The organism is Psychrobacter sp. TB15, assembly GCF_000511655.1.
GTDB lineage: Bacteria > Pseudomonadota > Gammaproteobacteria > Pseudomonadales > Moraxellaceae > Psychrobacter > Psychrobacter submarinus.
Window position 1 is genome coordinate 77,910 of the sequence record NZ_AYXN01000029.1, and the last position, 23,044, is coordinate 100,953.

The 23,044-nt window shown below is 44.5% G+C and carries 21 protein-coding genes; 7 read left to right on the forward strand and 14 right to left on the reverse strand.

Translation table 11 applies throughout. From position 1 onward, the window contains the following. Positions 1–84 precede the first annotated feature (84 nt). From W234_RS0106325 to W234_RS0106335, 3 genes are all read left to right on the forward strand, one after another. A complete protein-coding gene (locus tag W234_RS0106325; RefSeq protein WP_025645783.1) occupies positions 85–1,317 on the forward strand; it encodes a PQQ-dependent sugar dehydrogenase in 1,233 nt (410 codons plus the stop codon). A 195-nt stretch (positions 1,318–1,512) separates the two neighbouring features. Beyond that, a complete protein-coding gene (locus W234_RS0106330; protein ID WP_025645785.1) occupies positions 1,513–3,162 on the forward strand; it encodes a BCCT family transporter in 1,650 nt (549 codons plus the stop codon). Positions 3,163–3,428: 266 nt separating this feature from the next. Then, a complete protein-coding gene (locus tag W234_RS0106335) occupies positions 3,429–5,090 on the forward strand; it encodes a BCCT family transporter (RefSeq protein ID WP_025645787.1) in 1,662 nt (553 codons plus the stop codon). Between the two features lie 143 nt (positions 5,091–5,233). Here the strand turns inward: W234_RS0106335 and W234_RS0106340 are convergent, their stop codons facing one another. From W234_RS0106340 to dnaQ, 8 genes are all read right to left on the reverse strand, one after another. Beyond that, the gene (locus W234_RS0106340) at positions 5,234–5,569 is read right to left on the reverse strand and encodes a hypothetical protein (RefSeq protein WP_025645789.1); all 336 of its coding nucleotides are present in this window, start codon (positions 5,567–5,569) and stop codon (positions 5,234–5,236) included. A gap of 376 nt (positions 5,570–5,945) precedes the next feature. Next, positions 5,946–6,317, reverse strand: coding sequence for a DUF3144 domain-containing protein (locus W234_RS0106345; protein ID WP_156923964.1), 372 nt, complete (start codon positions 6,315–6,317; stop codon positions 5,946–5,948). A gap of 88 nt (positions 6,318–6,405) precedes the next feature. Further along, positions 6,406–7,572, reverse strand: a complete 1,167-nt coding sequence (gene metK, locus W234_RS0106350; protein WP_025645793.1) for a methionine adenosyltransferase — start codon at positions 7,570–7,572, stop codon at positions 6,406–6,408. Positions 7,573–7,817: 245 nt separating this feature from the next. Beyond that, entirely contained in the window at positions 7,818–8,513 is a 696-nt protein-coding gene (nth, locus tag W234_RS0106355) for an endonuclease III (RefSeq protein ID WP_037059157.1), read from the reverse strand. Positions 8,514–8,567: 54 nt separating this feature from the next. Further along, positions 8,568–9,443, reverse strand: a complete 876-nt coding sequence (locus W234_RS0106360) for an RnfABCDGE type electron transport complex subunit B (RefSeq protein ID WP_025645797.1) — start codon at positions 9,441–9,443, stop codon at positions 8,568–8,570. 96 nt (positions 9,444–9,539) lie between these two features. Next, a complete protein-coding gene (gene nudC, locus W234_RS0106365; RefSeq protein WP_025645799.1) occupies positions 9,540–10,550 on the reverse strand; it encodes an NAD(+) diphosphatase in 1,011 nt (336 codons plus the stop codon). Between the two features lie 19 nt (positions 10,551–10,569). Beyond that, the gene (locus W234_RS0106370; protein WP_025645801.1) at positions 10,570–12,252 is read right to left on the reverse strand and encodes a hypothetical protein; all 1,683 of its coding nucleotides are present in this window, start codon (positions 12,250–12,252) and stop codon (positions 10,570–10,572) included. An 85-nt stretch (positions 12,253–12,337) separates the two neighbouring features. Then, entirely contained in the window at positions 12,338–14,065 is a 1,728-nt protein-coding gene (gene dnaQ, locus W234_RS0106375; RefSeq protein ID WP_025645803.1) for a DNA polymerase III subunit epsilon, read from the reverse strand. A 198-nt stretch (positions 14,066–14,263) separates the two neighbouring features. On the opposite strand from dnaQ, the gene W234_RS0106380 reads away from it, so the two are divergent. Next, entirely contained in the window at positions 14,264–14,821 is a 558-nt protein-coding gene (locus W234_RS0106380) for a hypothetical protein (RefSeq protein WP_025645805.1), read from the forward strand. Positions 14,822–14,926: 105 nt separating this feature from the next. Next, positions 14,927–15,229, forward strand: a complete 303-nt coding sequence (locus W234_RS0106385) for a hypothetical protein (protein ID WP_025645806.1) — start codon at positions 14,927–14,929, stop codon at positions 15,227–15,229. A gap of 150 nt (positions 15,230–15,379) precedes the next feature. On the opposite strand, the gene W234_RS0106390 is transcribed toward W234_RS0106385, so the two are convergent. Then, positions 15,380–15,874, reverse strand: a complete 495-nt coding sequence (locus tag W234_RS0106390; RefSeq protein ID WP_025645807.1) for a YkvA family protein — start codon at positions 15,872–15,874, stop codon at positions 15,380–15,382. Positions 15,875–16,042: 168 nt separating this feature from the next. On the opposite strand from W234_RS0106390, the gene W234_RS0106395 reads away from it, so the two are divergent. Together W234_RS0106395 and W234_RS0106400 are read left to right on the forward strand one after the other, a co-directional pair. Next, entirely contained in the window at positions 16,043–17,266 is a 1,224-nt protein-coding gene (locus W234_RS0106395) for an LD-carboxypeptidase (protein ID WP_025645808.1), read from the forward strand. Positions 17,267–17,518: 252 nt separating this feature from the next. After that, complete coding sequence (locus tag W234_RS0106400) at positions 17,519–17,875, forward strand: hypothetical protein (RefSeq protein WP_025645809.1); 357 nt, start codon at positions 17,519–17,521, stop codon at positions 17,873–17,875. 196 nt (positions 17,876–18,071) lie between these two features. Here W234_RS0106400 and W234_RS0106405 read toward each other — a convergent pair whose 3' ends face one another. The 5 genes from W234_RS0106405 to W234_RS0106425 are packed head-to-tail and all read right to left on the reverse strand — an operon-like array spanning position 18,072 to position 23,044. Further along, positions 18,072–18,758, reverse strand: a complete 687-nt coding sequence (locus tag W234_RS0106405; RefSeq protein WP_025645810.1) for a glycosyltransferase — start codon at positions 18,756–18,758, stop codon at positions 18,072–18,074. Positions 18,759–18,801: 43 nt separating this feature from the next. Continuing rightward, positions 18,802–19,479, reverse strand: a complete 678-nt coding sequence (locus tag W234_RS0106410) for a class I SAM-dependent DNA methyltransferase (protein ID WP_025645811.1) — start codon at positions 19,477–19,479, stop codon at positions 18,802–18,804. Beyond that, the gene (locus W234_RS0106415) at positions 19,472–20,305 is read right to left on the reverse strand and encodes a PIG-L deacetylase family protein (RefSeq protein ID WP_025645813.1); all 834 of its coding nucleotides are present in this window, start codon (positions 20,303–20,305) and stop codon (positions 19,472–19,474) included. The genes W234_RS0106410 and W234_RS0106415 overlap by 8 nt, the downstream gene beginning before the upstream one ends. Further along, entirely contained in the window at positions 20,293–21,393 is a 1,101-nt protein-coding gene (locus tag W234_RS0106420) for an acyl-CoA dehydrogenase family protein (protein ID WP_051397391.1), read from the reverse strand. The genes W234_RS0106415 and W234_RS0106420 overlap by 13 nt, the downstream gene beginning before the upstream one ends. A gap of 16 nt (positions 21,394–21,409) precedes the next feature. Beyond that, positions 21,410–23,044, reverse strand: a complete 1,635-nt coding sequence (locus tag W234_RS0106425) for an alpha,alpha-trehalose-phosphate synthase (UDP-forming) (RefSeq protein WP_025645817.1) — start codon at positions 23,042–23,044, stop codon at positions 21,410–21,412.

Genomic DNA, 23,044 nt, shown 5'->3' on the forward strand with positions numbered 1-23,044 from the left:
GAAGTTACATGAGGCTTGCTATATTAGAAGACAGATGTCAGCGATAAATAAAAATGAGACTAAAGATATTAAAGGATGAACGCTATGCCAATCGACAGCAAGATAAGTAAAAACAAGCAAGTTAGTTTACCGCTAATGGTAGCCGCTCTACTATTTAGCACTGCGGCCTGCTCAGAATCAGCCACTCCTGTAGCCAATACACAAGACGTTGACATTAGTACTAGCGAGCAAACAGAAGACAGCAAGCCTAGCTTTACTACCCAAGTGATCGCAACCTTTAATGAGCCATGGGCGATGGCTGCACTACCAAAAACAGGAAATGACGCGCTTGAGTTGCTAGTCACGCAAAAGTCGGGCGAGCTATTTGTGGTCGATACGCAGACAGGAGTCAAAACCCAAGTCGCAGGTGTGCCAGAGGTGGCTTATGGCGGACAAGGCGGCTTAGGAGATGTGACTTTAGCGCCAGATTTTAGGGCAAGTAATGCTATTTATATCAGTCACGCCGAAGCGGGCAGTGGTGCTGATAGTAATAAATATGGGGCAAAGGTTATCAAAGCGACGCTCAGCGGTTTAGATACCGAGAAGCCAAGTTTGCAAAACATCAGCACTATCTGGCAGCAAAACAAAAAAATCGATGGGCAAGGGCATTATAGTCATCGCTTATTGTTCTCACCTGATGGACGTTACCTTTATATCAGCTCAGGCGATCGTCAAGAAAAACAGCCTGCGCAAGATATGAGCTTAAATCTTGGTAAAATTATCCGCTTGCATCCTGACGGGACTGTCCCTAGTGACAATCCTTATGCCAACAATAATGACATTAGCGCCCAGTTTTGGAGTACGGGTCATCGAAATGTACTCGGTATGGCGTTTGATGAGTCGGGCAGATTGTGGAGCAATGAGATGGGACCGCGTGGCGGTGATGAGTATAATTTAATCGTCAAGGGCAATAACTATGGCTGGCCTGTGGTCTCAAACGGTCGTAACTATTCTGGCACAGACATACCCGACCATGATACTCGTCCTGAATTTACTCCTCCTAAAGTGAGCTGGACGCCTGTTATTTCACCATCGTCTTTGAGTATCTACACCTCAGGCAGTCAAAATGACTTTCCAGCATGGCAAGGCAAGGCATTAATGAGCGGCTTATCCTCTAAAGCGCTTATCGTGGTCGATATGGATGCGGCAGGTAATGCCAGTGAGCGCTATCGCTATGATATGGGCGCAAGAATACGAAATGTATCAAGCATAGATGGTCAGGTATGGCTACTGGAAGATGGCGATAACGGCAGATTGCTACATTTATTACCACAGTAAAACCAAGGTTAATTAATCATAATGCTATGATATAACATGGCAGTAGTTTTACCAATAGTGAAATAATGTTTTCTAATTGATGACTTACAACTTTGTTTCTATTCAATAAAGACTTGTAAGTACTTGTTTTATAATTGATAGTTGCGCGTTATCTTGATAAGGTAAATTTCCAAAAAAATTAAGGTTATTTAACGAATGGATCACGTAAAGGTTGAAAGGCTTGGCCCTTTTCCTAGGGTAAGCAAGCCCGTCTTCATCACATCGAGTATTCTTATTATTGGTTTTATTATCTTTGGCGCATTTTTCACTGAGACTGCTGGTGCGCTTTTTAGTTATCTGCAAAGCTTTATTACGACTAATTTTGGCTGGTTCTTCATTTTACTCATGAACGTGGCTTTAGTCTTTTGTATTTATCTTATAGCAAGTCGCTACGGCGATATACGTTTGGGTCAGCAAACTGAGCGGCCGCAGTACAGCCTGGGGTCTTGGATTGGCATGCTGTTCTCAGCAGGTATCGGTATCGGTCTAGTCTATTGGGGTACGGCTGAGCCATTATACCATTACATGGCGCCGCCAATGGCTGAGCCTGAGACCATGGAGGCCGCTAAGCAGGCGATGAATGTCTCGTTTTTGCATTGGGGTTTACATGCTTGGGCTATCTATACTATCGTCGCGTTATCTTTGGCCTATTTTCATTTTAGACGCGGATTACCGCTGTCCATTCGCTCAACTTTGTACCCTATATTGGGTCAAAAGATTTATGGGCGCTGGGGACATACGGTCGATATTTTAGCCGTCTTTGGTACGATGTTTGGCGTTGTGACCTCGCTAGGTTTAGGAGTCATGCAGATCAATTCAGGACTTGAAAACCTATTTGGTCTTCAGAATAGTCTTGCTGTTCAGTTTGTCATTATCGCCTTTATTACTCTGCTGGCTTGCGGATCTTTAATGCTTGGTCTTGATAAAGGCATCAAGCGTTTGAGCGATCTCAATATGGGTCTCACCGGCCTACTGCTAGCCTTTATGGTTATTTTGGGTCCAACACTATTTATCTTTGATAGCTTCTTTGAAAACATTGGTAATTATCTGGCGGCAATCGTTCCACTTAGTTTTTGGGGTGAGTCGTATAGTGGTACCGATTGGCAAAGTGGCTGGACGATATTTTATTGGGCATGGTGGGTAAGCTGGGCACCATTTGTTGGGGTGTTTATTGCTCGTATCTCTCGTGGTCGCACAATTCGTGAGTTCACTTTAGGTGTGCTACTGATACCGATGACTATTTTGTTCTTTTGGTTCACAGCCTTTGGCGGCGTAGCTATCCATATGGAGCTGTTAGCAACACTTGATCCTGCTCTAGTAAGCCCTGGGCTAATAGAGGCAGTACAAGCAGACATAGGTAGCGCAATCTTTAAGTTGGTTGAGTATTATCCATTCGCTAAGCCTATTACCTTGTTGATCGTCATCATGATTGTCTTGTGGTTTGTCACCTCGTCTGATTCTGCAAGCTTTGTCATTGACATGTTAACCGCAGGTGGTGATACCAATCCACCAAAGATTCAACGTCTATTTTGGGCGACGGCAGAAGGCTTTATTGCCGCAATCTTGCTCGCAGCAGGTGGTCTTAGTGCTTTGCAAGCAGCAGCGATTGTTGCAGGTCTACCCTTTGCCATTGTCATTTTTGCCATGATGTACGCGCTGTGGCGTGGTCTTGGCCGCGATCGCTTGATCCTTTATCGTGCGCAGCAGCGTTTTATTACTGATGAGTCTATCGATCATAATACCGCTGATGAGTTTGCCGATGAGCATCTACTCAAAGGACCGCCAAAGATCGTCAAAGGCGATTAATCTTCAGTTAAGTACGTTAAACTTTATTATTAGTCTCAATCTTTAAACAGATTGAGGCTTTTTTTATATCCATGATAAAAGCTAAAATAGCCTAAGCGATTGTATTGATAATAGCTTTTAAGGCTCAAAGTTCGATTCGCTATAGCAAAATATCCTTAATTCTTTCTAAATTATTTTTGCATATTAACCACTGTATTTTTAATACTGCATTTGATAATCACCCTATATCTTGGTAAGGTGACGCAATTTTAACTTTTGGACACGCTATGGATCATGTAAAAGTTGGCCGCTTAGGCCCTTTTCCACGGGTAAGTAAACCTGTGTTCTTGACCTCAGCTATTTTGATTTTGGTCTTTATTATTTTCGGCGCTTTTTTTAATGAGCAAGCTGAAGTGGTGTTTAACGAGGCAAAAGCGTTTGTCTCGTTGCGCTTTGGCTGGTTCTTTATCGTGGTGGTGAATCTAGCCTTAGTCATGAGTATCTATATGATATTTAGCCGTTATGGCGATATCAGACTAGGTCATCAAACTGAGAGGCCCGAGTATAATCTAGTCTCATGGATTGGTATGCTCTTCTCAGCAGGTATCGGTATTGGTTTGCTGTATTGGGGTACTGCTGAGCCGTTGTATCACTTTATGGCACCGCCATTAGGCACGCCTGAGAGTGTTGAAGCCGCTAAGCTTGCGATGAATATCTCATTTTTGCATTATGGGTTTCATGTTTGGGCCATCTACGGTATCGTCGCTTTGGCGTTGGCTTATTTCCATTATCGTGTCGGCCTACCTTTGGCCATTCGCTCAACCCTGTATCCTTTACTCGGCAAAAAAATCTATGGACCTATGGGTCATACGGTAGATACACTTGCCGTATTTGGGACGATGTTTGGGGTGGTGACGACGCTTGGATTAGGGGTGTTACAGATCAACTCAGGTCTAGATACGCTATTTGGTGTACCTAATAATATCACTACACAAATCATTTTGATTGCTATTATTACTGTATTGGCAGGCATGTCGCTGTTTTTGGGTTTAGATAAAGGTATCAAGCGCTTAAGTGATCTGAATATCTTATTCACCGTCATCTTGCTCAGCTTTGTGATTATCTTAGGTCCGACGCAGTTTATCTTTAATAGTTTCGTTGAAAACGTTGGTAACTACTTGCATCAAGTGATTCCTTTAGGTCTTTGGACTGAGTCTTATGAAGGCCAAGATAACTGGCAGTCATCTTGGACTATCTTCTACTGGGCATGGTGGATTAGCTGGTCACCTTTTGTTGGTGTATTCGTCGCTCGTATCTCACGTGGCCGTACGATTCGCGAGTTTATTTTGGGTGTGTTATTAATCCCCATTACTATTCTTTTCTTATGGTTCACCGCTTTTGGTGGCTCAGCAGTACACATGGAGCTGATGGCTGCAGCTGATCCAAGTGTGGCAAGTCCTGGTCTTATCGAGGCAGTCAAAGCCGATACTGGCAGCGCAATCTTTAAGCTAATGGAATCGTATCCATTAACTGCAGCGGTCAACCTACTCATCGTGATTATGATCGTGCTTTGGTTCGTGACCTCGTCAGATTCTGCAAGTTTCGTCATCGATATGTTGACCTCTGGTGGTGATACCAATCCGCCTAAGATTCAGCGTCTATTCTGGGCAGGTACTGAAGGCGTTATCGCAGCGGTACTCTTAGCAGCTGGCGGTTTAGGGGCTCTGCAAGCGGCATCGATTGTTTCAGGCTTCCCGTTTGCTATCGTGATTATGGTTATGATGTATTCACTACTGCGTGGTTTGAGCCGAGATCGTCTGATTCTGTATCGTAATAAGCAGTGGTTCACTACTGAGGAGTCTGCTGAACACAACTCAGCTAACGAGTTCCGTGATGAAGATCTGTTAACAGGGCCTCCTGACTTAATCGTAGAGCCCAAAGATAAGTAAGACAGGTTTAATCTGACTTTGTAGAAAAATGACCATTCGTAAGAAAAGCCCTAGCTTATATATTAAGCTAGGGCTTTTTTATGGGTGATAGCGGGTAAACATTCATAATCATTGAATATGAGCATTGGTTTATAAGCTTTGGTTTATGAACATTGTCCTTTGGTATAACCGATTGCAGTGGTTGTGCCACATGCGGAGCAAGCATTACCCGCGGTACGATAGTTGAATCCTGAGTCGGTCTTTGTTTTGACACATACTGGATCGTACTGCATGGTACACATGGTTTGCTCAGGGTCATAAGGGGGACATTTGGTAAAAGGGTTGTCACTAGATATCTGCTTGCCATATTCCACGGTATGAATAGCCGCATCGTCTGGGGTATTGACACTTGGAATATTACTACAGCCAGCTAACGCCATAATAGCTGACAACCCTAGTAATAAAGAGCTTAGTCTCCATGATTTGAGTACAGGGTTCATAGTGGTATCTCCTTATCAGTATTGTTTGATTATGTCCTGTCATCGATCTAGTCACCTTGATTAATGACAAAGTCCAAATTCATAGTAGCTTATTTATCATCAGTCAGCCACTAAGTTGTTATCGTTGGCGAAAATCTCAGGCTATTACATAGGCTTGAGGGTATCACTGATATAAGTTTGACTGGCATGCCTTACTCTTTTTAGTTTATTTTAGACGCACGCTCGTAGCGCTATAGCTGATTCGTAGGCATTGACCATACGGCTATATCAATAAAAAACCCTAAGCTTATGATTAAGCTTAGGGTTTAATAGGGAGATACTAATGAGCATAAGACTTTAATGCAACTAACAAGCTAGGCAAACGCTAAGAATTTGTTTATTCGCCTACTGTATCGTTTTTATTAAGCTGCACATAGTTATCGAAGTTTTGTGCGTAGTCAGTAAGATTGTCGCTGAGCATTTGGCGGTACTGCTTGGTATAAAACTCGATAATGTCCTCTTTTTCTTTGGCAAAATCCTCCCCTTTTACAAAGCCAATAGAGGCGACCGAAGCGCTATAACGCGCGGCAGCATAAAGTAGGGAAGCGCCGACTTGGCCTGAGTGTGCCTTTTCGCCGAGTTGGCTATTAGCAACGCCGATAATCTCATCAGCGCGCTGATAAAAAGACTGCATCTCAGGAGTGATCTCGACATTGTTTTCGATATTGTCTGTATTGGTAGTATCGTTTGGCATATTGGCGTCAGACATAAAAGACTCCGTTAAGTAAATGAGTTAAATAGTATGTTATTTCAATAGTCTAAATTTTATAGAATAGATAGTAATCTTGCTTTTCGGACTACAGACCGGCATCGGCTTTGAGTATCTCAGCCTTATCGGTTTTTTCCCAAGTAAATGCGGTCTCAGACCCAGGACGACCGAAATGACCAAAGGTTGAAGTCTGCTGATACATGGGCTGCAGCAGATTGAGCATACGCGTGATGCCATAAGGACGTAAGTCAAAATGCTTACGAATCAGGCGAATAATCTCGTCATTATCGATTTTGTTGGTGCCAAAAGTGTTGATAGAAATAGAAGTCGGCTCTGCCACACCAATAGCGTAGCTGACCTGCACTTCGCAGCGATCAGCAATGCCAGCTGCGACAATGTTTTTGGCGACGTAACGCACCGCATAAGCGGCACTACGATCGACTTTAGAGGGGTCTTTACCACTAAAAGCCCCGCCGCCATGACGAGCCATACCGCCATAAGTATCAACGATGATTTTGCGGCCAGTTAGACCCGCGTCGCCGACAGGCCCGCCAATCACAAACTTACCGGTTGGGTTGATGTGATAGCGCGTGCCTTTATGCAGCAGATCAGCTGGTAGCACATGCTTGATGATGTTCTCCATGATAGCCTCTTGCAAGTCCGCTTGTGAGATACTAGGATCATGCTGAGTCGATAGTACTACCGCATCAATAGCGACAGGGCGATTGCCATCATAGTTGAGTGTTACTTGTGCTTTGGCATCAGGTCGGAGCCAAGGCAGCTCGCCTGCACGGCGCAGCTCAGACTGACGCTGCATCAAGCGGTGCGCATACTCGATAGGAGCGGGCATCAATACATCCGTCTCGTTACTGGCATAACCAAACATTAGACCTTGATCGCCAGCGCCTTGCTCTTCTGGGCTACTACGATCGACGCCTTGGGCAATCTCAGGCGACTGCTTGCCGATCATGTTGATAACCGCGCAAGTCTCACCATCAAAACCTAAGTCCGAATGATGATAGCCGATACCATTGACCGTATCACGAACGATACGCTCGATATCAATGTTAGCTGTAGTAGAGATTTCACCAGCTAATACGACAGCGCCTGTTTTGACTAAAGTCTCACAAGCGACGCGCGCGTGCAGATCTTCACGCAAAATGGCATCGAGTAAGGCATCAGAGATTTGGTCAGCCATTTTATCAGGATGGCCTTCGCTGACAGACTCTGAGGTAAATAAACTGTATTCACGCATAATATGATCGCTTAATGGCAGGGACTGTTATAAAAACGAGTCAGTATTTATTAAAAGTTATAAAAATAGAAAAATGAGTCAAAAAAATTACCATATCTTACCGTGATTTGCTCTAAAACTCTAGAGCGTCTTTACGACTCAACTAAACTCTCGAAACTCTTAAGAGTCCTAAACAAATCTAAAACTTCATAAATATCAAAGAGTCGCGCGGAGAGAGTCGCATGGTGTTACCTTCATTTGAGTAGTCATAACTCCAAAAATTTAGCTTTATCCTTAAACATACATTCCTCATACACCGGACAAGCACCGCATTTCGGTGTGCGCGCTTGACAAGTATAGCGTCCGTGTAAGATCAGATAATGATGGGCATCTACTAGCATATCTTCTGGAATACGCGCGACTAGCTTTTGCTCAACGATGAGCACATTTTTGCCAGTTGCAAGGCCAGTACGATTACCGACCCGAAAGATATGGGTATCGACCGCCATAGTGGGCTGACCAAATGCCGTATTAAGCACCACATTAGCAGTCTTGCGGCCGACGCCTGCCAATGACTCAAGGTCTTTACGATTATCAGGCACTTGACTGTCAAACTTATCAATCAAGTCGCGGCAAGTCTTTATCACGTTTTTAGCTTTTGAATTATAAAGACCAATGTTCTGGATATAAGGTTTGAGTCCTTCCTCACCCAAAGCATAAATGGCTTCGGGCGTATTAGCGATAGGATAAAGCTGATTTGTCGCAATATTGACGCTGACGTCAGTGGCTTGCGCGGAGAGAATAACGGCGATAAGCAGCTCAAAGTTACTGTTGAAGTGCAGCTCAGTGACGGGCTCATCTATCGTTGCCGCCAGCTTTTCAAAGAATGGCCGCACATTGCGCTTAGGCATCAGTCTCGATGGCGGCGTATTAGCGGTTTTATGTTTAACGGTTTTACTCATAAGATGACGTCTTAATTTGACTGATTTTTATCGCGTGGTTCGTTATAGCATCCATTAAAGGGTGGCAAGCTCTTCTTGTAAGGCGCTAAGCTCGCTTTGCTTAGCGGCATTGGGACGCACGCTTAGCTGCTTTTCTAGCTTTTTGATTTTGCTGCGTAGTTTTGCTGCCGCAATAGTATTTTTGGCTTGTTGCTCGCTGATATCGAGAGCTTGGCTCGCGACATTATTGAGCTTAGCCTCTACCATGCTGACGACGGGCTTGGCATTACTACTATCGGCCAGCTGTTTGGTGACCCGTCTTAGATGAGTATGATAACGCTGGCGCAGATCGTCTTGTTCTTGTTCGCGCTCGGCAGCTGTCAGCTCGCGATGCACTGTCACTAGATCAATGCAGTCGACAGGACAAGGCGCTAGACATAGCTCGCAGCCAGTACACAGATCGGTAAAGATCGTATGCATATGCTTACCGGTACCGACGATAGCATCGACCGGGCAGGCAGGGATACACTTAGTACAGCCGATACAATCGTCTTCACGGATAATGGCACGCACTTCGGTTGGGCGCATCGTCGTGTCATCTATCGGCCACTTGGAGGGCTCGGCCATGACAGGAGTGTCGGCACTGGCGCTACTAATAGAGCTATGACTGCTATCGCTATCTACCAGAATTTGGGCAATCGCATCGGTGACCGGCTGTCCGCCAGGTACGCATTTGTTATGAGGTTCGTCATCGACGGCGATCGCTCTTGCATAAGGCAGGCAGCCATCCGGATGGTCACAAAGCCCGCATTGGGTCTGTGGTAAGCAAGCATCGATCTGAGCGATTTTAATTTGCGTCGCCTTTGGTAGCGACTCTAACGCTCGAGTATCGAATAATAGCGGCAGATCAGCTAGGCGAGTCGGTAAAGGGTGAGTATGATTGTCAGACATGGAGTACTGGCCTTAAAACGGGCATGTAATAAATAATACAGAATAAATAATAGAGGCTAAATAATATAGATAATGACTAGCAGTCAAAATAGACTTTTATGCAAGCGTAACCCCTTGCTCTTCAGCAATTTGAGCAATGAGGTCGTAAGCAATGCTGCCTTTGAAGGGTATCTTTGGCAGGTTTGATAAATCAAAAAAGTCTGCGTGCGACAGCTCATCTTCTTGCAGCACAAGATCGCCACTGTCATAACTGGCCCGAAAGCCGAGCATTAAGTTAGAAGGAAACGGCCAAGGCTGACTGCTGACGTAGCGAATGTCTGATAAGCGAATACCGACTTCTTCAAACACTTCTCTTACCACTGCATGCTCTAAGCTTTCCCCAACTTCTACAAAGCCTGCAATCAAACCATATTGTAATGGCAGAGTGGTCTGACCATAGCGGTGATGATGCGCTAATAGTATTTGCATCTCGCCGGACTTAGGGTTTGGGCGAGTAATGGCCGTAATCACACATGGCTGTACTCGCGGATACTGGCGTAAGCGGCAAACGCTGCATACCATCGCCCGCTCGCCAGAGTCCGCTGCACAGACCGCCGCACCACAGCGACTACAAAACTGAGTATCCGCTTGCCAGCGCAGCAGCTGCATGGCCTGACTGATCTGATCGGCGAGCGCTACTGGAATCTGAGTGAGCAGCTGCCGATAAGAGATAAAAGCGTTTATAGCGCCATTGTCATCAGCATCATTTGCTTGAATGTCAGTTTGGTTGATTGCCGCTGAGATGGACTCAATATCATCGCGGATAGTCGGTAGCGTGAGTTGATTGGTTTTTGCATAGTGATAGCTGATAGCATATGCGGCCGGAGCATTATTCGCTGGATGAACAGCTTCATCACTTATGCTGCTATTGCTACTGTCTCTTTGCCAATGTGCACTTTGCTGCCAATGGCTTGGCGCTAAGCTCTCTAACAGTTCGACACAGCCTAACTGATAAGGGGGCAGGTTGCGGTCTGAATCAGCCGAGAAGTCGATAGATAAGGGCTGCCAACCTTTAGGCGTCCTGCGACATAAGACAGTATCTTTTTCGATTATAAAAGCAGCACTCATTGACATCTATCCAAAATCTTTAGGCGGCTAGTAGTTGGCTTAAGCTATGCTGACCGACATCTAGCGAGCGTTTATTTACGGGACGATTATTCTCAAAACCATCTAAGCGATAATCCACGGACATGAGTACATCCGCCATGTGACTGAGGGTTTGCTCGCTTAGAGGCTGTGCGTTTGTTAGACAGGTCTGGGTGAAGCTTGCCAATTGACTAAACATATTTGCCAAAGCAGGTAATTCTAAGAAACGTAGCGCTCCTGCGACCTGGCAGATCATCTCTGGAAACTCATCTAACATGGACAGATGCGCGTCATCTGCAGTGATATAAGTGGTGATGGCGTGCTCGGCTTTTGTGATGTTACTACGGCTCTCTTGTACTAAAACATCATAGGCCGTATCAAGCTGATGCAAGGAGATTCGCTGGTTATTCAGCGATAAGTTAGTCGCGCCAGGCGTATGCATTTTTGCCATTGTAATCGAAGTATTTTCGGCCGACATGAGCGCTAACAGCAGCTCGTCAAAATCTTCAGGTTTTGGGTGGTCCCACTTAGCAACTGCGTTAGCTGTATTAGTGAGCAGAGCTGCGGTGTCGCTTAGACCTAATAGGTGCAGGGCAGAGCTCAACTTAGCTATTTTGGTTGCGATATCAGTAGGCTCGATAGGGGTAGCGGTGACAGTATTGCGGCGTGCGTAGCTATCCACTTGCTCTTTGATGAGGTTGATCTTTTCTTGGATGAGCTCGTTTGAGATGTCAGTGATGGCGCGGTTGGGGCCAAACAAAAAGCGTTTCATCTGTTCGCGCTGTGATGACTCAAGCTGGTTATTGGCGTACTGCTCACGCAGCTTTTGCGCTTGCTCATTATCACGGCTACAAGCGAAGCTGACCAGATCAGCAAAACGAATATCCATCACTGGCAGATAGCTATTAAACTGCTGTTCTAAGTAGATTAAGGTATGTTTTTGGCTTAGAGACAAAGGAAGCTGAGTTTCAATATCGACTATTGCTGCTGCAGCAGCTTGCCAAAATAAGCTGTTACTGTGGCCTGCGATATAAGCACAGGCAGCGCTCATTGCTTCGAGTTTCTTAGCTTCACGGGTCGAGATATTACAATCTGTATTAGCCAATAAAATGCTAAGACCGTTACGATAAACGTTGGTTAATAAATGACTATCAAGCCCGAGTGTATCCAAGGATTGAAAATTATCTTCAGGGTTTGCGATGATCACGCTGCTACGGCCAAAGTCGGCAAAGTAGTCAGTATCAATAGGTGCTTCATCGCCATAAGCTTGTAGCTTATGGATAATCGGCAGTAATAAGCTTGGCTCTACGGTCTCAGTCAATAGCACGAATTCAACATAACGATCTAAGGTCATTATCGCCTCTGAGAGATCCATGATCAACGCGATATTGGTATTGTCTTGACTGTCATGCAGCTGCTGCAAGCCTTGGGCGATCGCTAAGCTTAATACTTGACCGCCTTTAAGCGATATCAGCTCAAAAATACGCGATAACTGGGTTAGGACTTCGACTGATTCGAGCAATAAAGGCGCTTGTGCTTGATTGTCATTAAAGTCGCTCAAGTGGATTTCAGCGTTTTTTAGGGTAACTATGACCTCATCATGCAATAAGTGCAAAGAGGGTAAGTCAAAGTTGGTGATACTAAGCGTAGGCGCGCTCAACGTGGTTTGCTCAGACTGACTCATCGTGTTCCCTTATCGATTATTATTAATAGCCATTAACGGATGATAGCGTATAGCGTTTAAATTCCATAGTACTTCTTATCATAGCTTACCAATTCGATAAGCTATCATTCATTACTGGATAGTCTTCAGCCAAATTCATAAACCAATCGCGATTTGCCTTATCATCTTGGCTGGAATCCAGCAGTAGCGTGGCTAAATTGGCAAAGGTAGCATGAGCGGTCTGGCCGCCGTCGCCAGCACTATCTTCTTCAATCGCTAATGATACTTGACCACCAGTCATCGCCAGATAGACTTCCGCCAAAATCTCCGAATCTAGTAAAGCGCCGTGAAAGGTACGGTCTTGCTTACCAACATCTAAACGGCGCACTAGCGCATCTAGCGTATTTTTTTGCCCTGGATACTGCTGCTTAGCCATCAGCAGTGAGTCAGTGACTTGTACCCGCTGGGCAAAGTCCGATAGTCCGACTTTTTCAAATTCCATAGTCAAAAAGTTCATATCGAACGCGGCATTATGAGCGATGATTTCGGCACCATCCATAAAGTCATAAAGCTTTTGGGCAACTTGATCGAAAGTCGGTTTATCTTGTAAGAAGGCCTCAGAGATACCATGAATACGTATCACCTCTTCATCCATACCGCGCTGCGGGTTGATATAGACATGAAGCTTTTCACCAGTGAATTTACGCCCCACCAACTCAACGATACCCACTTCGATGATGCGATCGCCTTTTAGCGCATCAAGTCCCGTCGTCTCAGTATCCATGATCAGTTGACGATTGCTCTCACCGCGGTGCGTAGGCGTTGGCAGTAGCGGCTTGAAATTAGGGTTGGCGCGGCTCGTATCACCATCGAATTCTGGCAAAGCAGCCGCTTGCGTATCAGGGTGCTGTAAATCGGTTTCGGCAGTCATATCTGTACTCGTAGTATCAATCGTAATAGAGGGCAAGACGCTTGGGTTATCTTCGTCATTTGTGCTATTTAAAGTAGTATTTGAATGGGCATCTAAATCTAAATGAGTATCGGCGGTCTGATAAGGCTGGCTAGTCGATTGAACTGCAGTCATGTGGTCTGGACTAGGGTCCGCCTCAGCTTCAAGCTCGTCAGTGCTGTTGTCCATACTATCTACGTTATCATCATTATCAATGCCGTCAATGTCTTCAAAGTTATCGAGTCCTAAAGGGTCAAAGCTTAACCAGTCGTCTTTATCAAGCGCAGACTCATTAGTCGCGGCTTTTTTTTTACGACTATCATCAGCGCTATTTGCGGTACTATCAGCAGATAAATGATCATCATGCTCACTACTGGCTGTGACACCAAGATTGGCAAGCTCATCGGCTTTTTCATTGCCTGCGTGTCCGGCATGACCTTTTACCCAGTGCCATTCTACCTTACGATTTTGGCATAGCGCGTCAAGCTGTTGCCATAAGTCTTTATTCGCCACCGGCTTTTTACTTGCTGTTTTCCAGCCGCGCTTTTTCCAGCCGTCAATCCAGTCGGTAATACCATTTTTGACATAGCTTGAGTCGGTCCAGATCTCTAAGGTAATATCGCGTGCGCTATGCTGCAAGGCTTGTATGGCGCCCATCAGCTCCATACGGTTATTGGTGGTGGCGTCTTCACCGCCGTATAGATCTTTGGTTTGTCCATTACTCAAAATAAGATGTGCGCCCCAGCCACCAGCGCCGGGATTGCCTTTACAAGCGCCGTCGGTATAAGCGATAGTAGTATTGGCTTTGGCGGCTAAAGGGTCTGCTTTATTAGACGCAGCCGTCTGCATAGCTTTAGTTTGGGCGGCGGAACGATTATCTGACATAAAAACTCAGCGGTAAGGGAGTAAGGTCGATGTTAAAATAGAGAGTTTGATTATAGCAAATCTATAACCGATAAGGCGACTGGGAGACACAAAACACTATCATCACAGATCTCAAAAGCAGCGCTCACATTTTCTGTTAGAATGATAACGGCACTCTTTAAATCCCAATCCAAAACAATAATGTAGGAAGACTTGACGATGGCTAAAGGCGCAGATGTTATTGGTAAATCCTTTACGACCTTGCTCACTAGTATAACCGCCTGTAGCGTATTATGGCTAGCAGGCTGTAGCGATAGTGACCCTGAAGCTACAAGCGTTGAGTCTACAGTGTCTCAGGCAGATGTTTCTATATTTGCAGGATGCTATACCGTAAGCTTTGATGAACCAGCACAAATAAAAGTCAGTGAGCAAAATGGAAAGTGGGTCATGCAAATGAAAGAGCCTGCCAGTAGTGGGCGAGTTTGGGATGATCCTGAAGTATTAGAGGTCGTAGACAATGAGGAGATTCCAACATTCTTCTCGATCGATCCCGATAATGTCGATGCGGTCATCGCTCGTCCTGATAGGGTGCTAGTGTTAGCGCATGTTAAACCTGCTTATGCCAATATCGACCCTTTGCTCGATAGTGAGTATTTGTCTTATATTTACCGCGGCGCTAATACTATTTATCGCGTCGAGTGCGATGAGGTCAATACTGATATTTTGGCTGATCCGCATGCCAATATCGTCATCGATAACGTCGATGAAAGTATTTAAACCTTATGCCAGTGCTGATATTAGTTAGTATCAGTGCCGCTACATCGACGGTAGCGCACGTGGCAATATCCTATAATTAAATGGTCAATGATCGAGTCAGGTATTATGAATTTTTTGAGTTACGTGGTGTTAGGCGGCCTCTCTTATGCCGCAGGCTGGTTGATTCGCACAAAAGTCTTAGATAAAGAAACACCAGAACAGCCTTATAATCTAAAGCATCCCGCTATCTTAGGGTATATGGGCGGTTTTTTTATTGTTATGCTGATTGTCTCTTGGTTGATTGGCCGCTATATGCTAGGGCATATCCATATTGACCTAGCCTTTATTATCGTCAATAGCCTCGTTGCAACCTTTGTGTTCTCCTTTGGACTCAATCCAGAAAAGTCCAGCTACCATGTCCCAGATTAACGGTTTATAGTAGCTGTCCCTAGAGTAAATGCCCTTAGAATAGCTGTCACTAAAATAATAGAGATAAGCAAACGAAACCACGGCCAACGAGATACTCTCATTGGCCGTGGTTTTATTGTGCAGCGATAATAGAATGAAAAGTTAATGATCTTATGATTTTTTATCAGTCTCGCTATCTTTATCCTTTCTAGCTGACTTCTTCTCTTCTTTACCTTTTGCTTTAGAGTCTTTGTCTTCTTTACTGTCCATATTTTTATTAGTATTTTTGTCGTTAGCTGCCGTTTGCTCGTTTTTCCATTTTTTGTACTTTGATAGATCCTTTTCCATCCGCTTTAAACAAAACTTTAACACTAAAGCGTCATCGATATGACCGATAAAAGGAATAAAATCAGGGATAATATCAATAGGGTTTAGGACATAAAGAAGACCAATCACTGCCGCTGAAATAGTTCTGTAAGGAATATTGCGATAATTGCCTTGATAATAGTCTTTGACTAAGCTCATGAGCAACAGTAAATCTTTGGCATAACGCTCAAGTCCGCGATCGCTTTCGACTTGGTCCTTTATTTTATCTTCTTTACTGACAATCAGCTTGATACTTTCTAATAGCCCTTTATCATCTTTTTCTTTATTTTTATCACTCATATAAAAAATCCTTGTTTTTTATTCATTGTCGTTGATTATGGTTTTTACGCACTATTTTGCTAGTTGCTGTTGTTAGCTACTATAGCAAGGGTAAGCTTGAGCGCCAAATGACTAGATAGGGTATTATGTATCGTTTTATTAAGTCTGATTACAGTTTGTAGGATAGTGATGACTAAGAAAATAGTATCTAAGCTCAACCGCCGACAGTTTTTGCGTCATTTGGGCGTAGGAGCGAGCGCCAGTTTATTAGCGAGCCAAAGTATGGTGAATGCGTTGGCGAATGACGATTTATTAGTGACTGATAACCTGACCGCGCTCACTAAAGATGAGTTACCGTCTGCAGTCTCTGGGTCTGAGTCGCCATCTCAGCAGTTAAACCAGACAAGACAGTGCATTAAGCCAACCATCGAAACGCGATTATTTGCAAGCTCAAACGTCGGCAGTCATGATGCTCGCAACCAGCTGGCATTGCAGCGCGTAGCCTGTGCTGGCTTGCAAGTGCAAAACCCTGAGGTTGCCCGCCGTCAGTATCTACGTTTCGCTGGCACTGATGCGCAGCGAGCAAGCGACTTACAAAACATCGCGACGGGCGCGATTAGCGCACCAAAACTGCTGCTTGGCGTGCGCGGTGGTTATGGCGCTTCTCGTCTATTGCCGATGGTTGATTGGGCGACGCTAGGCCGTGTTATGCAAGAGCGTGGCACTATCTTGACCGGATTCAGTGATGTTACCGCGATTCAATGTGCGCTGCTCGCCAAAGCCAATATGAGCTCGCTGGCAGGACCTATGCTCTATAGCGAGTTTGGTAAAGCCATGCCGGACCGCATCAGTTGTCGTCAATTTGTAGCCGCTTTAACCGATCCGAATCTTACTATTGATGTCGATAATGCCGATCTTACCAGTCCAAAGCTGCCGCCTATTTTGGCAGATAACGATAGCCGTTCAATAACGGGAACGATTTGGGGGGGTAATTTGAGCGTAGTATCGGCACTGACAGGCAGTGAGTATCTACCGCGTATCGATGGCGGCATTGTGTTTTTAGAAGACGTCGGTGAGCAGACTTATCGTATCGAGCGTATGCTCTATGAGCTATATCTAGCAGGCGTGTTCAAAAATCAACAAGCCATCGTGTTCGGTGCATTTTCTGGAACTGGTGAGGACAGCTATGATAAGCGCTATGATGTAGCAACTGTCGTTCGTCAGTTGCACAAGTTAACAGGGTTACCGATATATAGTGGCATGCGCTTTGGCCATATCGCGCAAAAAGCAAGCTTCCCATTAGGAGCGTCTTGTACGATTAACCCTAATACGGCGGGTGGCTATCAGCTAAGCTTTGCAGATTATCCAACTATTCACGCCAGCGCTCTTCATGTTGAAGGGTTATGGGCTTAATTGCTAGCATCTAGGCAGTATAATCATTTTTAATAGATAACACTCTGCAAATAATTGTGTATTTAGGGCGTATTGAAGTATAGATGTGCTTGTCATTTATAAAGTAAAAGCATTAGCAAATCGTTAATGAAAGCAAACAAAACCCTCATACTAGTTCAGTTATTTATTATTAAAATTAAAAGTACATTCAACTTAATCTTTAATAAATAGCATGGCTAATAGTTTTGGCCTAACCACAGTGAGGAGATTGACATGGACCAGTTACTAAGCCAGTTACTAAGCAAGAAATTACTAGTAAGTAAGCTTACGATGGCTCTATTAGCAAGCACAGTTGTACTAACGGCTTGCAGCAATGAAACTGAAAAAACAACGGATACCGAAGCGAGCGAAACAGTCTCAAATAACACTACTATAGAGTCTAGCGAAATGACTCCTGTTCATACGGATGACGCTACAACGACCACTACGACTTCTACAGAAGATGAGGATGCTGAGGCGTATTACTCTACGGTAGGCGGGGCAGAGGATGAGCAAGAGGTTGATGATACAGTCTACGTCAATGAAAATAACTCAAACTTAGATCAAACCCCCGCAGATGGCGTGCAATAAATGATGAATAATATACAATTATAATAAATACATGATAAATCTAGCGGTAACTGAACTATCCATTCATCAGATACTCGCGCTTAAGTAAAAAACAAGCGAAACTATAACTGCTTTCGTTTGTTTTATAAATGAAGGCTCTTAGCTTAGAACTTAGCACCATTGTCCTTAAGGTACTGGCAATTAAGATGAGCTGAAGCTACTGTAAATCAGACCTTTCTAAATTCGCTAAAAACGCTGCAAACCCTTCTTTTGCGCGAGCTTGTAAGCGGCTGCTAGTAGTTACTCGCACCTTGTTACTCCAAGTGATGGCATAGCCTTCATTTTCAAATCTCTTTACCAAATCGACATCTTCGTGGCAAGCTAAAGGGCTAAAGCCGCCAACGGCGAGGTAGGCTTCACGACTAAAGCTGAGGTTTGCCCCATGGATGTGACGATGACCCATGATGTCTTGATAATGAGCCTCATAAGCTTGTTGTGTCTGACTGCTTAAATGTGCCCAACTATTGACACTGACTACCCCGCAGATCATGTCGGTCGGCTGCTGCTGAATATGAGCCATTTGCTGCGTGAGCCAATCTGCAGATACCATTGAATCTGCATCGGTACAGGCAAGCCAATTCGCACCGTTGGCAATAGCATGACAAAGCCCTAAGTCTCGCACTCGTCCCACACAGCGATAGTCACAAGTCAAGTATTCAATCTTGTATTCAACCTGGGCACTTCTGATCAGACTAAGCGTCTCATCGGTGCAGCTATCTAGCACTACTAGGGGATAGGCAATAATAGTGGAGGGTAATTGTTCAATAGCGAGTTGAACTGAGGTCAAACAATCCATAATAGTTGACGCTTCATTATGAGCCGGAATCACAATAGCAATTTTTATATCGTTGACGATTTTGCTAGTTATCATGCTTTGACCCAACTCATTATATTAATTGTTCTTGCATAGCGATGGTTTGCGCAGAGCGCTGCCAAACGTCTAATAAAAAATCACTGTCTACTATTTGGCTTTGATGGGTAAAAGCTAGACTTTTCTCTATATTAAACGCTTGCTGTAAACGGTGATGTACAGTTTCACCTGTCATCTCAAAGCCGTCAATATTATAGCGCCAGTGACAACACAGTAAGGTGCCACCGGGAGCAAGGCTTTGCTTAATCCAAGTAATCACTTTATCAATATCAGTTAAAGGCAAATAGTATAAAATCTCACTAATAACGATTAAATGATAAGTCTGGTGGTCAGCAGTTGGGCCGTCTGATAAAGCCTGAGGAATTACCCCTTGTATTAGCTTGACGTTAGAATGCTTCAATAAGCGCTGTTTGGCCAGTTTCACCGCTTTTTGATTACCATCAATACTTAAAAGGCTTTGACAGCGCCCAGCCAGCAATTCACTAAATACGCCGTTACCACAGCCAAGCTCTATAGCGCTAACATAGTGAGCTTGCGGCAATACTGCTAAACACATATCGCGCTTGCGCTTCTCATACCAGCGCGTTTGGTACTGCCATGGATCGCTACTATCGCGATACAAGGCATCAAAATAAGTCTCTGAATAGGTATCAGTCTGATGATCAGTATCGACTAGCAAAGTAGATTTAGACATTAGGCTCATATAAATAAACCTCCCATAGTTGGCTGATTCTAGCAATAGTCTGTGCCGATAGGATAGGCGGATTACCGGTACTTGTATCACTCTCGATTTGACTCTTAAAACAAGCGATCGCTTCGGTTTTGCGTTGTAATTGCTCAGCGCTCAAGTCGACTTTAATCGCGCGGCTCCACGGAATACGATTATCGGCAGGCTCAGCCCAGTGCCAAGCCCAAATGAATACTTGATAACAAGCTAATTGCTGTTGTTTAGCAAATGTGGCCACGACCTGTCCCGTAGCTTCATGATCAGGATGACCGTCATGTACGAAAGGCGTCACTAGAACATCGTCAGGTTGGATAATAGCAGCTAGTTTTTTATAGAACTGTGCCTGCTGAGCGAACACCTCACCATCCGTCAAATCTAGGCTAATAATCGTGACCTGATGATCGATACCTAACACTTTAAGCGCTTCTAGACTCTCTTGTGGGCGGATGGTATTGAGTTTTGCTGGGGAGTAAATCTGCGAATTAGGATGACTTTGTGTGCCGTTGGTCACATGTACCAATATAATATGATTACCATTGGCGGCAAGCTGTTGTAGTAGACCGCCGCAGCCCAGGATTTCATCATCAGGATGGGGTGCAAAAATACACACTCGCTGCTGTGAAGAGAAGTTAGTGGCCACGTCTAGTCGCGGCATGTTATGCAGCCCTGCCCAATTCTGCCAAGCGTCCTGACTGGTGCCGTCACCTGTAATGATGCGGTCACCAACAATAGGATGAATATTATTACGACTATCTTCTAAAGCGTCATCGTTGTTCAACATTATAGTTGCCATAAGCTTGCCTGCTTAAGCAAATCGTTTTTACATAAGGAGTGTGTGGACGCACCAGCCAGCTTACCGATCTGTTGCCAGTCAAAAGCGCCGTGACTTTGGCGAATAAAGACAGGCAGATCTGCTGCTAATCTTGCAAAATGCGCATTATTACAAAATGGCGCTGCACCTAAAGCCTGTCCAGTGACTTCTATGACTTGCCGCGCTAGTTGCTCGACGTGCGCTCTTAACTGACGAATAGCTAGCTCATGACTGCTTTGCGGCTGAGTATCCAGCAGCTCAGCAATATGATAAAAATACTGCTGAGTGACTGCTAATGCTGTACTGACTTGTCCTAAATACATAGCTTTATAATCGTTTGGTTTTTGTTGATAAGCCGTTATCAAGTAACCAGCTATTACTGCGCTTGCCCCATACCAACAAGCTGCAACGCCAGCGGCTCCATGCCAAAAACCCACTCGATCTAAATAGGCGTCTGCCGTGCCTACGTTATGGGCTGTCACCTCATTGAATTGGATAGTAGCGGTATCAGTCGCTTGCATGCCTACCGCTTGCCATGCGCTGTTATCAATACTAATGCCTTGTTGATGCATATTTATGATCAGCAAACAGGACTGACCCTGCTCGTCGCGATAAGTGAGTAAGCCGTAATCGACACTATTAGCACCAGAGCACCACGCTTTTGTGCCGCTCACTTTACCTTGCTCATAGCGTATAGGATCAGGATGACCTTCTGCTGCCCACACTGCCCATAACCCTTCAGCCGTCTGATCGTAGCCAATTTCACGTAAGATACTTAAAGCATCTAAATGCGATTCGAACCATTTGGCAATCGTTAAATCAATCCCTGCGACGTACGCCAAAATCTGCCAGCGAATTAAAGTGTTCGATGAGCGACTATTTGTATTAGAGGCACCACTTGCTGGATGCGGGATTCTATCGCTATAAGTGACTAAAGTGCTTAAGATGTCATGACGTAACTCATCAGTTAAACTAAAAGCGTTCGTAGCTTGCCTATTAGCGAGTATGATATTTTCTATACTGTCTTTAATCGCTAATAATAAGGGGGGTTTTGGCTCTGGCGCTAGCATGAAAATCTCCTAGTTATCATTGTGATTCAGGTAGTTCGCTTTGTTCAGGACTCAAGCTTGGTGTTTGCTGCCCGTTATCCTTATATAAGTCATCTAAAAAGCGTTGTTGCCAAGCTTGCAAGTCATCTCGCTGTAGCCCTTGCAGTAGTTTTTGATAGCGAAGTTTTCGCTCGCCAAGTGGCATAGTCAAAGCTACTCTTAATCCTTGAATGATACTTGCAGGTTGTAGCGGATCGATAATGACTGCATCTTGCATTTGCTCAGCTGCTCCTGCATAACGTGAGAGCAATAACACCCCAGGGTCATCAGGATTTTGCGCTGCGATATACTCTTTTGCCACTAAGTTCATACCATCTTTGAGCGAATTGACCCAGCCAACATCACTTTGCAAAAACAGCATCATCAAAGCCTTGTGATCTAGCACCTTTTCACTATAGTCAATCGCCTGCCAGTCAGTCATCGCTCTATTAGTTTTGTAAGTTTTAGGATCAAAGCTATCTGTCTTATCCATGCTAGTTGCAAGCTGCTGATTGGCCTTAGCAATAGCTACTTTGACCGTATCGTAGAGATGCTGGTAAGCGGGTAAGTCTAAGCGGCTAGGACAAGCAATTTGTTTTAATTGTAGCTGGGTTTGATAACTGGGGTATTGCTGCAAAAAAGAGCGATACGCCGAAAAACGCTTCAATAGTCCTTTTGAATAATCAATCCTATCTACCGCGATAATCTGCTGAGCCGCAGGCTTTATAGGCGTTTTAAGGTTATTCGATTTATCGGCAGATAATGAAGGCGACCACAAATGCCCGACCTGTTGCTGTATCTTTGTGACGTTGACGCCGATGGGGTAGGCATTAACTATTAACGAATGCTCAGGTTTTATATCTAACTGAATTAGCAACTCTTTGACAGCTGGTGTATAGGCGCTAATAAAACTATCCTTTGTCGCTAAGATATCTTTAGGTACGTGGGTTAAAGGGTTGTTTGATAATAAGCGCCGGTTTAAGTAATGTTGTAAAACCGCTAAACAGTTGGCCTTATCATGCTCAGTCTGTGTACCGAGCACATCATAATGGGCAAGGTGATGGATCAGCTCAGCACTTTGGTCAAGCTGTTGCCAAAACGCTAGGGGAGCAAATGGAATGTGTAAAAAAAAGCCTATACGATTAGTGATACCGAGACTTCGGCAATGGTAGGCCACACTCAAAAAGTGATAGTCATGTACCCAAATCACATCATCAGGCTCAATCACTTGTTTGATTTTATGAGCAAAAAGCCGATTCACCTCTTGGTAACCCTGATAGTCATCAGCAGCTTGGTTCATGAGTTCAGGGCGTTCATGCAATAATAACCACAGCACACTATTGGCAAAGCCGCAGTAGAATTGCCGATATTGCTCACTGGTGAATGCTGTGGTCATATAGGTCAGAGAAGTGTCGGCAAGTAACCGCTCATTATCTACTGAAGCTTTATTTTTATTACTGCTAAACTCATTGTCAGTACCGTCATTGCAGCTCTCGGTAATGTCACCATTCCAGCCCATCCAGATAACTGAGTTTCCTTGTAAAATATCTTGCAATGCTACCGCAAGCCCCCCTGCCATAGGTTGGTTATCGGGCGTCTTTACACGGTTAGATAAGACAATTAAGCGGCTCAT

Coding starts and splice junctions, on each gene's coding strand:
- W234_RS0106325 (WP_025645783.1), top strand. CDS start 85: ATGCCAATCGACAGCAAGATAAGTAAAAACAAGCAAGTTAGTTTACCG.
- W234_RS0106330 (WP_025645785.1), top strand. CDS start 1,513: ATGGATCACGTAAAGGTTGAAAGGCTTGGCCCTTTTCCTAGGGTAAGC.
- W234_RS0106335 (WP_025645787.1), top strand. CDS start 3,429: ATGGATCATGTAAAAGTTGGCCGCTTAGGCCCTTTTCCACGGGTAAGT.
- W234_RS0106340 (WP_025645789.1), bottom strand. CDS start 5,569: ATGAACCCTGTACTCAAATCATGGAGACTAAGCTCTTTATTACTAGGG.
- W234_RS0106345 (WP_156923964.1), bottom strand. CDS start 6,317: ATGTCTGACGCCAATATGCCAAACGATACTACCAATACAGACAATATC.
- metK (WP_025645793.1), bottom strand. CDS start 7,572: ATGCGTGAATACAGTTTATTTACCTCAGAGTCTGTCAGCGAAGGCCAT.
- nth (WP_037059157.1), bottom strand. CDS start 8,513: ATGAGTAAAACCGTTAAACATAAAACCGCTAATACGCCGCCATCGAGA.
- W234_RS0106360 (WP_025645797.1), bottom strand. CDS start 9,443: ATGTCTGACAATCATACTCACCCTTTACCGACTCGCCTAGCTGATCTG.
- nudC (WP_025645799.1), bottom strand. CDS start 10,550: ATGAGTGCTGCTTTTATAATCGAAAAAGATACTGTCTTATGTCGCAGG.
- W234_RS0106370 (WP_025645801.1), bottom strand. CDS start 12,252: ATGAGTCAGTCTGAGCAAACCACGTTGAGCGCGCCTACGCTTAGTATC.
- dnaQ (WP_025645803.1), bottom strand. CDS start 14,065: ATGTCAGATAATCGTTCCGCCGCCCAAACTAAAGCTATGCAGACGGCT.
- W234_RS0106380 (WP_025645805.1), top strand. CDS start 14,264: ATGGCTAAAGGCGCAGATGTTATTGGTAAATCCTTTACGACCTTGCTC.
- W234_RS0106385 (WP_025645806.1), top strand. CDS start 14,927: ATGAATTTTTTGAGTTACGTGGTGTTAGGCGGCCTCTCTTATGCCGCA.
- W234_RS0106390 (WP_025645807.1), bottom strand. CDS start 15,874: ATGAGTGATAAAAATAAAGAAAAAGATGATAAAGGGCTATTAGAAAGT.
- W234_RS0106395 (WP_025645808.1), top strand. CDS start 16,043: ATGACTAAGAAAATAGTATCTAAGCTCAACCGCCGACAGTTTTTGCGT.
- W234_RS0106400 (WP_025645809.1), top strand. CDS start 17,519: ATGGACCAGTTACTAAGCCAGTTACTAAGCAAGAAATTACTAGTAAGT.
- W234_RS0106410 (WP_025645811.1), bottom strand. CDS start 19,479: ATGTCTAAATCTACTTTGCTAGTCGATACTGATCATCAGACTGATACC.
- W234_RS0106415 (WP_025645813.1), bottom strand. CDS start 20,305: ATGGCAACTATAATGTTGAACAACGATGACGCTTTAGAAGATAGTCGT.
- W234_RS0106420 (WP_051397391.1), bottom strand. CDS start 21,393: ATGCTAGCGCCAGAGCCAAAACCCCCCTTATTATTAGCGATTAAAGAC.
- W234_RS0106425 (WP_025645817.1), bottom strand. CDS start 23,044: ATGAGCCGCTTAATTGTCTTATCTAACCGTGTAAAGACGCCCGATAAC.